Raw genomic sequence first — 10,450 nt, 5'->3', positions numbered from 1 at the left:
GGCACTTGACAAAAACATAGGGACACCCCCCCAAACTCCATCCCAAACTCCATCCCAAACTCCACTTCACGACACGGGTGTCACCTCATGCCACCTCCACAGCTGCCACGAGGTGACATGGGTGTCGTAAAGTCGCTGAGACTGTCTGTAATCCTTGCGAAAAGTTCCACCACCAACCCCGAACAGTGTTCAAGTCCGGCGTTGTACAGGTATTATGCTTGAGTATCATGACAGCCTCGGAAACCACCCAACCACTCGTACCGTCACCTGCACCAGCATCCGCGAAGTCGCCTACACCGCAGCCGCCACACACCCAGCCAGCCATCGCTAACCTCGCAGCCTTCGATGGCGACCACATCTGGCACCCATACGGCCCCATCCCGTCACCGGTCGCGCCCAAGCTGGTCGAGTCCGCCGAAGGCGTCAACCTCCACCTCGCCGACGGCCGCACCCTCATCGATGGCATGAGCAGCTGGTGGGCCGCCTGCCACGGGCACTCGCACCCGAAGCTCGTCGCAGCCGCGAAGAAGCAGGCCACCACAATGTCGCATGTCATGTTCGGCGGACTCACACACCGACCGGCAATTGAACTGGCGGAGAAGCTCCTCAAGCTCGCAGGCCCCGGCTTCGATGCCATCTTCTACTCGGACTCGGGCTCGGTCTCCGTCGAGGTTGCTATCAAAATGGCACTGCAGTACCAGCAGGCCAAAGGCCATCCCGAGCGCACCCGCCTGGCCACCTGGCGCGGAGGCTATCACGGCGACACCCGCGCGCCCATGACCGTCTGCGACCCCGAGGGCGGCATGCATTCGCTGTGGACGGGCCAGTGGACTCCGCAGGTCTTCGCCGACAAACCACCCGCCCGCGGCGCAACCGAAGAGGAACGCGCACGCTATCTCGCGCACTTCGATTCGCTTATCGACGACTCCGTCGCCGGCATCATAATTGAACCGGTAGTCCAAGGCGCGGGTGGCATGCGGTTCCACGACCATGAGCTGCTTGTGGAGCTCCGGAAGCTGTGTGACAAGCACGGCATTCTCCTCATTGCGGACGAGATTGCCACCGGCTTCGGTCGTGCTGGTGACCTATTCACGACGAAGGCGGCAGGGATCGTGCCGGATATTATGTGTGTCGGCAAAGCGCTGACCGGCGGCTTTATGAGCTTCGCAGCCACTCTCACCACCGCCGATGTGGCTCGTACTATTTCCAGTGGTGCAGGCGGAGGCATCATGCACGGCCCGACCTTTATGGGCAACCCCTTGGCCTGTGCGGTGGCCTGCGCGCAGCTCGACCTGATTGCAGAAGGGCAGTGGCGTGAGGATGTCCCGCGCATCGAGTCTCGACTCCGCGACCAGCTCCAGCCCCTAGCCAGCAGCGATGCCGTGGCTGATGTTCGTGTTCTCGGTGCTATCGGTGTCGTGGAGATGCAGCGCCCAGTGGACATGGGCTTGGCCACCGCAGCAGCTGTCGATGCCGGGGTGTGGCTGCGTCCATTCGGCAAGTTGGTCTACACCATGCCTCCGTATATCAGCACCAATGACGAGGTCGACCGTATCTGCGAGGCCATCGCCGCCATCGTCGCCGCGGAGGAAAAACGTAGGTAGCGCAGCGAAGCAGCACAACAAGAAGCGCAACCAGCACACCACCACAAGCAGAAGGAGCACCAACCACCATGAGCATCGTCCTTGTCACCGGCACCGGTACCGATATTGGAAAGACCATCGGCACGGCAGCCCTGGCGGCGGCACTACGCGAAGAGGGCAGGCAGGTGCACGTCGTCAAGCCGATTCAGACCGGTTTCCCGGGCCCAAATGGCGGCGATTTGGACACTGTCGCAGAGCTGACGGGGATCGATAACCTGCATGGTTTCGAGCGTTACCCCGAGCCGATGGCGCCGGTGGCGGCGGCGCAGCGCGCGGGCATGCGCCTGCCGAAGGCCACGGAAATTGCGGAGAAAATCAAGCTTATCGACGGGCCGAACCGCGTTGTCCTCGTGGAGGGCGCGGGCGGGCTGCTCGTGAGGCTCGGCGAGGACTGGGCGCTGCCGGAGTTGGCGGCGTTGCTGCCGGGGAGCCAAATGGTGGTCGTGACGCGGTTGGGCCTGGGCTGTCTGAACGAGGCGGAGCTCACCGTCGAGGTGGCGCGGGGGCGTGGGGTCAATGTCACGGCGTTAGTAGGTGGATCGCTGCCGGCAGAGGTCGACCCGATCATCGAGACGAACCTGGAAGAACTGCCACGCATCACCGGGGTGCCGCTGCTGGGGTCGGTGCAGGCGGGAGCGGGATCGTTGGCGCGGCAGGAGTTTGTGGCGAAAGCTACGCAGTGGCTGCCGGGCGTGCGACAGTGGGCTGCCGCGCTGTAGGGGAGCCGCAGCGCTTTAAGGGGCGCTCTGGCGGCGCCTTGAAATAGAGGCCGCGCAGGATGTCGTTAAGCTGGCGTTTTGCGAGAAACGTGCTAAGGTGACTAGACGACAAGGCGCGAGGCTTTCTCTGTAATTCTCTTTATTAACCTGCTTCCACCGGCCATTTTGGGCCCACGGGGGAGAGAACAGCGTCGCCTGGCGCTGACGTTCTAACAGACAGAACATTCTCCAACGCTTGAAAAGGATGTAGGTCAAGTGGCTAAACCCGCTCGCCGAGAAGGCACACCGGCACACAAGAACCGTAAGAATCAATCCAACCGCGGCTCCACTAACGCCCAGCGCAACCGCAGCCGTCGCGACAGCGGCGCGAAGGTGGAGACCTCCAACGTCCACGCGAAGGACATCTACGTATCCAACGCCCGCCCGGCGCGCCACCAGCATGTGGACGACAACCGCCGCGGTTCGGGCAAGCGCGTGCACAGCGAAGCAGGTGAGGGCGTGCGCCTGCAGAAGGTGCTCGCGCAGGCGGGCGTGGCGTCGCGTCGTATGGCGGAAAAGCTTATCGACGAAGGCCGCGTCGAGGTCGATGGCAAGATCGTGACGCGACAGGGCGTGCGGGTGGACCCGAACACGTCTGTGATCCGCGTTGATGGTTCCCGCGTCATCGTCAATGAGGACATGCAGTACTTCGTCCTGAACAAGCCGCGTGGCGTGCAGTCCACCATGCACGATGACATGGGCCGCCCGTGTGTGGGCGACATCATCGGTGAGAAGATCAGCGCTGGTCAGCGACTCTTCCACGTGGGACGACTGGATGCGCCCACCGAGGGTCTGCTGCTGCTCACCAACGATGGTGAGCTGGCCAACCGTCTGATGCACCCGAGCTACGAGGTCACCAAGACCTACATGGCCACCGTTGTCGGCGAGGTCGATGCCAAGGTCATGCGCGAGCTGGAAAAGGGCATTGAGCTCGATGACGGCATCGCTAAGGCGGACATGGCGCAGATCATCGACGTCTGGCAGGGCCGCTCTATCGTCCGCATCGAGCTGCACGAGGGTCGCAAGCACATCGTCCGCCGGATGCTCAAGACTGCGGGCTTCCCGGTCGAGCGCCTGGTGCGCACTAAGATTCACACTGTCCAGCTGGGCGAGCAGACCCCGGGCGCTCTCCGCGCACTCAACCGCGCTGAGCTGACCTCCCTCTACAACGCGGTGGGGCTGTAAATGGCACTAGTGAAAAAGAACGAAGAGAACCAAGGCGCTGAAGGAGCCCACATGAGTGAGCAGAACACTGACGACATGCTGTTGGTTGCCATCGATGGCCCTTCCGGCACTGGCAAGTCGACTGTCTCCCGGATGGTCGCAACCGAGCTGGGCGCAAAGTACCTGGACACCGGCGCAATGTACCGCGTGGCCACCCTGTGGGTGCTGCGCCAGGGCATTGACCCGACCGACGAGGAAGCCGTGGCCAAGGCGACCGCCGCCCTGCCACTGGAAGTCTCCGATGACCCGAACTCCACCGCTGTCCTCCTCGACGGCGAGGATGTTTCCGGCGAGATTCGCGGCCCGGAGGTCACCCGCAACGTGTCGGCTGTCTCTGCGATTCCGGCCGTGCGCACCAACCTGGTCGCACTCCAGCGCTCACTGGCCGCATCGGCTGTGCGCTGTGTGGTGGAAGGCCGCGACATCGGCACGGTTGTGCTCCCGGACGTCCCGGCGAAAATCTTCATGACCGCCTCCGCAGAGGTACGCGCCCGCCGCCGCTACGACCAGGACATCGCTGCTGGTCGTGAGGCTGACTTCGACACCGTGCTTGCCGACGTCATCCGCCGCGACGAACTCGACAGCAACCGTGCGACCTCGCCGCTGAAGCCCGCCGAAGACGCATTCATTCTGGACACCTCAGAGATGGACATCGAAGAGGTCGTGGAAAACGTCCTCGATGTTGTTGAGGCGGGATACCCGGGGTCCACCATGGACTGGGACGATGTCGACAACGAGGAGTTCGAGGGCTCTTACGAGGACTCCGAGGACGCTGATGAGGACACCGCCGGGCACCTGGTCGCAAACGTGGAGAGCGAAAACGCGCCGGGCACCGCAGGTAGCCACACCAGCGCAGACGAGTTCATCGACCGCACGATCGCTGACCACGAGACGATCATCTCCGAAGCCATCGAGCGCGCCGAAACCGGCCAGATCGACGACGATGCCGACTGGGAAGAGCTGGAAAACGCATTCGCAGCACTTGGCGTCAGCGACGAGGAGGAAGAAGCTCTTCCGACCGTGGCCATTGTGGGACGACCGAATGTTGGTAAGTCCACCATGGTTAACAGGTTCATTGGCCGTCGTGAAGCAGTTGTCGAAGACTTCCCGGGCGTGACCCGCGACCGCATCTCCTACCTGGGTGAATGGGGCGGACGTCGCTTCTGGGTGCAGGACACCGGCGGTTGGGATCCGGACGCCAAGGGCATGCATGCGGCGATTGCTCGTCAGGCGGAGACCGCCATGGAGACCGCCGATGTGATTGTCATGGTCGTTGACACCACCGTCGGCATCACCGCCACGGAAGAGGTTATGGCCCGACGTCTGCAGCGCGCGGAGCAGCCGGTTATTCTCGCCGCCAACAAGTTTGAGTCGGATTCGCAGCTTGGCGACGTCGCGGAGTTCTGGGCCCTCGGGCTCGGCGAGCCGCACCCAACCTCGGCCCTCCACGGCCGTGGCAATGCCGACGTGATGGACGAAGTGGTGGCTTCTTTCCCGGAGGTGCCGCGTGCGAAGTCGCTGCCGACCGGGCCGCGTCGCGTGGCGCTGGTGGGCAAGCCGAACGTGGGCAAGTCTTCGCTGCTGAACAAGCTCTCCGGGGAAGACCGCGCAGTGGTCAGCGACGTGGCGGGTACCACGGTTGATCCGGTGGACTCGCTGGTGCAGATGGACGAGGCGCTGTGGCGTTTCGTGGATACTGCGGGTATCCGCAAGAAGACCAAGACCGCCAAGGGCCACGAGTTCTACGCCTCGCTGCGTACTCGTTCGACGATTGACAATGCCGAGGTTGTGATCTTCCTGGTCGATGCCTCCGAGCAGATTACCGAGCAGGATCAGCGCGTGCTGCGCATGATTCTCGACTCCGGTCGGGCACTTGTGGTCGCTTACAACAAGTGGGACCTCATGGATGAGGACCGCCGCGATCTGCTCGAGCGCGAGATTGAAGAACAGCTCGCACATGTGCCGTGGGCTCGTCGGGTGAACATCTCCGCCAAGACTGGCCGCGCCGTGCAGAAGCTGGAGCCGGCAATGCTGGAGGCCGTGGAGTCGTGGGATAAGCGCATCTCCACTGGTCGCCTGAACACTTGGTTGCGCGCGATTATGCAGCAGAACCCGCCACCGCTGCGTGGTGGCCGCCAGCCGCGCGTGTTGTTTGCCACCCAGGCGTCCTCACGCCCGCCGGTGATTGTGCTGTTCACGACCGGCTTCCTGGAGCACGGCTACCGTCGCTTCCTGGAGCGCAAGCTGCGTGAAGAGTTCGGCTTCGAGGGTTCGCCAGTACGCATCGCAGTGCGTGTCCGCGAAAAGAAGAAGCGCCGGTAGGAAGCTGCTAGGAAGTGCCGGTAGGCAGTTCGGTTAAGCCCTGCTAGTCGCTCGAATTGAGCCGAGAAAAGCCCAAAATGTGATTTAGACAATTGCATTTTGGGCTTTTCGTTGGCATTTTAGAGTTTCAGTAAATTAGCGATAAGGAGAACTGACAATGGTCAGGCGCGGCAACAACCGTGACGGCTCTCAGCACGATGGCCGAGGTAACAGCTATGGGCGCGATTCCTCAGGCGCATACGGCGATGACTCCGCGACTCGCTACATTCCGCGGGACGACGGATATCGCGGGTACAACCCAGATGCCGACTTCGCGGGCGAGCAGCCGACCGAATACTTCGGTGGCGACTCCTCTGAGACGCAATTCCTGCAGCGTGGCGATGAAACACGTTTTGATGACTCCCGAGGTGCCGGGGCCGGGGCCAGTGCCGGGGCGCAGGGCGCTGGCGCGCAGGGCAGCGGCCAGTACTGGGCGCCGCTGTCTGAAGAAGAGCGAGGCTATGGTCAGGCGAGCCAGCAGGCCGGTGCAACCCAGCAATACGCCGCAGGTGCCGCAGGTGGCGCAGGCAGTTACGGCGACCCGCACAACGGCAACAACCGCGGTAATAACCGTGGCAACAGCGGCGGCGATGACTCCAAGAAGGGCTGGGGTAAGCCTGTCGCCATCGTGGCCATTGCCGCGATGGTGGCCGTAGTCGCGCTGGTAGCCCTGGTTTTGTCCTTTACTTCCGGAACCGAGGACAAAAATGACAATACGGCGGCGCCGACGCAGGAGACGTCGTCAAGCCCGACGCCGACGACAACCTCGCCGGAAGAAACCACGACAAGCCCTACCGATCGCTTGGACCCGTCGGGCACGATTAATGACACCCGTGAACGCCTTGAGCAGGAGCTCGACCAACTTCGCGAGTCGCCGCCAGCTATCCCTGGCCCCGGTGAGCGCAGCAGCGGCTGGGGCACTATCCCGCAGGGCGTGGTGGGCAAGAGTCCGGCATCGGTTGAGGTGGAGCTGCGTACCAACGGCTACCAGAACGTGACCGTCGTCGACGCAGAGGGCAACCAGACCAATTCTGTGGCCGCGATTATGGGCAAGGTTGCCTCGATCGATCCGCCGGAGGGGCAGATGGCGGAGACATCCACGCCTGTGACCATCTACCTGCAGTAACGCGGCAGGCAGGGCAGGGACCAGGGGCGATTTCCGCCAGCAAACACCAATGATGTAACCTATAGCTCGTTGCACTTTCGTGCACGCGGGCTGTAGCGCAGTTTGGTAGCGCACCTCACTGGGGGTGAGGGGGTCGTCGGTTCAAATCCGGTCAGCCCGACAAAAATAACCGCCGTCTTCTGGAAGATTCCGGGAGGCGGCGGTTTTTGTTTGCGGTTATTGCTTTACGGTTTCGTTTGCCGTCTAGCACACGATGCTACTAGCGCACGACAATACCGTCGGAGTCAGCGTAGAGCGTCTCGTCCGGAACGAAGTCAATGCCGCCGAAGGAGACAACGACGTCGCGCTCGCCCTCGCCGGTCTTGGTGGACTTGCGCGGGTTGGTGCCAAGTGCCTTGCACCCGAAGTCCATCTCACCGATCAGCTTGGAGTCGCGGATCGCGCCGTTGACGACAACACCAGCCCAGCCATTGTCCTTGCCGAGCCCCGCAATAACGTCACCGACCAGCGCCGTGTGGACCGAAGCGTCACCGTCGATGACAAGCACGCCGCCCTCAGACGGCTCGGAGAGGACCTTCTTCAGTAGCGCGTTGTCCTGGAAGCACTTGACCGTGGAGATCTTGCCGCAGAACTCCACGCGACCGCCGAGATTGCGCATCTGGGTATCGCAGGAACGCACGTCCGGGCCGATCTCGTCAACCAGGTCAGCGGTGGGGATGAATTCGATTGCCATAGGGATTGAAGTCCTTCCGAAAAATGATCACAAGAATGTGCTCGTAACAAGTGTTAACTCCATTGTTTCAAACTCAAGATGTGACCAAAGACATATGGTGCAAATTCGCTGGCAGCGATTGACACTCCGAAGGCCGGTCCAGATTGATTACTCTGGTGAGTCAGAACGCGCCGACAACCACACGTGCGCAGGAAGGGTAGAAGATGGCTGGGTTTAATTGGTTTTGGAAGGCTCTTGGCGGCAAGCAAGGGCGCAACCAAAAACGCAGCGTAGGGCTGGTGGCGCGCGCCGCTGAGCTCGAGCCACAGGTACAGGCGCTTTCCGACGCCGACCTCGCCGACTTCGCCCGCCAACACGCCACCGACGCACCGGAGCTTTTAGCCGCACTCCGCGAAGTCTCCCAGCGCACCCTGTCCATGCGCCCCTTCGATGTGCAGCTGCAAGGCGCACTGGCGCTCATGGAGGGAGACGTTATCCAGATGGCCACCGGTGAGGGTAAGACTCTCTCCGGCGCCTTGGCTGCAGCCGGGTTCGCGCTGCGTGGCCACCGCGTGCATTCGGTGACCGTCAACGACTACCTCGCAGGCCGCGATGCGCAATGGATGCAACCGCTGTTCGGGTTCCTTGGGCTCTCGGTGGCGGCTATTTCGCCGCAGGATGGTCCGGGGGAGCGTCGTAAAGCATATGCGGCAGACATCGTCTACGCCGCCGTCAACGAACTCGGCTTCGATGTGCTGCGCGACCGCTGCGCGCCGGCCATCGAAGACCGCGTGCAATCTCCTGCTGATGTCGCCATCATCGACGAAGCCGACTCCGTGCTGGTCGATGAAGCGCTGGTCCCGCTCGTGCTCGCCGGCAACGAACCTGGCACCGCGCCAACCGGGCAGATCACCGACGTGGTGCGCCGCCTGCAGCTCGGCGATGACTACACCGTTGACGAAGGCCGCCGCAATGTATTCCTCACCGATACCGGCGCTGCGCGCGTCGAACGGCTGCTCGGCATCAGCTCGCTGTACGACGCCGAACACGTCGGCACCACCCTGGTTCAGGTCAACGTCGCACTGCACGCCCACGAGCTGCTGCAGCGCGATGTCGACTACATCGTGCGCGACGGCAAGGTACAGCTCATCGACGCCTCGAAGGGACGTGTGGCGGAACTTCAGCGTTGGCCGGACGGTCTGCAAGCGGCGGTAGAGGCCAAGGAGGGACTGCAAGTCTCGGAGGGCGGCCGCATCTTGGACTCCATGACCATCCAGCAACTCGTCGGCCGCTACGACGTCACCTGCGGTATGACCGGCACCGCCACCTCCGCGGGCGACCAGTTCCGCGAGTTCTATGGACTCCACGTCTCCGTCATCGAACCCAACGTGCCATGCGTCCGCGACGACGAGCCCGATCGCATCTACGCCACCACCGACGACGCGTTCGCCGCGCTTGTCGACGAGGTCGTGGAACTCAACGGCACTGGTCGACCAATACTCGTAGGCACCCGTGACGTGGCCGAATCGGAACGACTGGCCGATGCGCTAGTCCTGCGCGGCATCGAATCCTCGGTACTGAACGCGAAAAATGACGAGCTGGAGGCCCAAGTCATCGCGGGTGCTGGCGATATTGGCCGCGTCACGGTGTCCACCCAGATGGCCGGCCGCGGTACCGACATTCGCCTCGGAGGGGCAGACGAATCCAACCGCGATGCCGTAGTCGAGCGCGGTGGCCTATGCGTCATTGGTCTGGGCAAGCACCGCACTGACCGACTGGATAATCAGCTGCGTGGCCGCGCCGGGCGCCAGGGCGATCCGGGCTCGTCGGTGTTCTTTGTCTCCCTGGATGACCCGGTGATTTCCGAAGGCGCTGCTGGCGAGACGCTGAGTGTGCTGCCCGAGGACGATGGACGCGTTCGCGATAAGAGGGCCTACCAGTTCATCGACCGCGCACAGCGAGTGACAGAGGCGACCATGCTGTCGATTCATGCGACGACATGGAAGTACAACAAGCTCATCGGCGACCAGCGCGAGATTCTGGATGAACGCCGAGAGAAGCTGCTTACTACTACCGCTGCCTGGGAAGAGCTGTCGAAGCTGGCATCGGCGCGGGCGAAGGAAGTCGAAGCCGCAGTCGGGCGCGACGTCGCCGAGGATGCTGCCCGGGAAATTATGCTGAGCCATTTGGATCGCGGATGGTCGGACCACCTGGCGGATCTGGACGACCTGCGGGAGTCGATTCACCTGCGCGCGCTGGCTAAGGAGAGCCCGATTGATGAGTTCCACCGTGCCGCCATCGGCGCCTTTAAGAACCTGGTGAACAATGCCGTCACAGAGTCGGTGCAGACCTTCCAGGAGGTCGAAATCGATAGCGATGGCGCGCATCTGGAGGACACGGGACTTGCCCGCCCGAGCTCGACGTGGACCTACATGGTCAACGACAACCCGCTGAGCAATGGTGGTGGCTCGGTCGTCGGTTCAATTGCAGCGATGTTTAGGTAAGCCGTAACCACAGGTTTGGTAACAATTTGAAAATAATTCTCAGGTGACCGGCCTAGGTACACCCACGGAGAAAGCTCTCCGATGTCGGTATTTACGCATATCAATCATGTTGTACATACCCT

Annotated in this window: 7 protein-coding genes and 1 tRNA gene; 7 read left to right on the top strand and 1 reads right to left on the bottom strand. The window is 62.4% G+C overall.

Annotated features, from left to right (window positions below):
* Positions 1–227 precede the first annotated feature (227 nt).
* From HMPREF2847_RS07250 to HMPREF2847_RS07225, 6 genes are all read left to right on the top strand, one after another.
* Positions 228–1,604, top strand: a complete 1,377-nt coding sequence (locus HMPREF2847_RS07250; protein ID WP_222866761.1) for an adenosylmethionine--8-amino-7-oxononanoate transaminase — start codon at positions 228–230, stop codon at positions 1,602–1,604.
* A gap of 68 nt (positions 1,605–1,672) precedes the next feature.
* Entirely contained in the window at positions 1,673–2,362 is a 690-nt protein-coding gene (gene bioD, locus HMPREF2847_RS07245) for a dethiobiotin synthase (RefSeq protein WP_070851974.1), read from the top strand.
* A gap of 372 nt (positions 2,363–2,734) precedes the next feature.
* The gene (locus HMPREF2847_RS07240; protein ID WP_049193586.1) at positions 2,735–3,586 is read left to right on the top strand and encodes a pseudouridine synthase; all 852 of its coding nucleotides are present in this window, start codon (positions 2,735–2,737) and stop codon (positions 3,584–3,586) included.
* Positions 3,587–3,637: 51 nt separating this feature from the next.
* The gene (gene der / locus HMPREF2847_RS07235) at positions 3,638–5,947 is read left to right on the top strand and encodes a bifunctional cytidylate kinase/GTPase Der (protein WP_070851976.1); all 2,310 of its coding nucleotides are present in this window, start codon (positions 3,638–3,640) and stop codon (positions 5,945–5,947) included.
* Positions 5,948–6,104: 157 nt separating this feature from the next.
* Positions 6,105–7,112 carry a PASTA domain-containing protein gene (locus tag HMPREF2847_RS07230; RefSeq protein ID WP_070851973.1) on the top strand — a complete coding sequence of 336 codons (1,008 nt, stop codon included), beginning with the start codon at positions 6,105–6,107 and terminating at the stop codon, positions 7,110–7,112.
* Positions 7,113–7,198: 86 nt separating this feature from the next.
* Positions 7,199–7,272, top strand: a tRNA-Pro gene (locus tag HMPREF2847_RS07225).
* 99 nt (positions 7,273–7,371) lie between these two features.
* Here the strand turns inward: HMPREF2847_RS07225 and rraA are convergent.
* Positions 7,372–7,845, bottom strand: a complete 474-nt coding sequence (gene rraA / locus HMPREF2847_RS07220; RefSeq protein ID WP_070851972.1) for a ribonuclease E activity regulator RraA — start codon at positions 7,843–7,845, stop codon at positions 7,372–7,374.
* Between the two features lie 203 nt (positions 7,846–8,048).
* Here rraA and secA2 point away from each other — a divergent pair, with 203 nt between their 5' ends.
* Positions 8,049–10,328, top strand: a complete 2,280-nt coding sequence (gene secA2 / locus HMPREF2847_RS07215; protein WP_070851971.1) for an accessory Sec system translocase SecA2 — start codon at positions 8,049–8,051, stop codon at positions 10,326–10,328.
* Positions 10,329–10,450: the final 122 nt, after the last annotated feature.

This window comes from Corynebacterium sp. HMSC074C03 (assembly GCF_001838285.1).
In the GTDB taxonomy this organism is placed as follows: domain Bacteria; phylum Actinomycetota; class Actinomycetes; order Mycobacteriales; family Mycobacteriaceae; genus Corynebacterium; species Corynebacterium amycolatum.
This window is presented reverse-complemented; position numbering and strand designations above follow the sequence as displayed.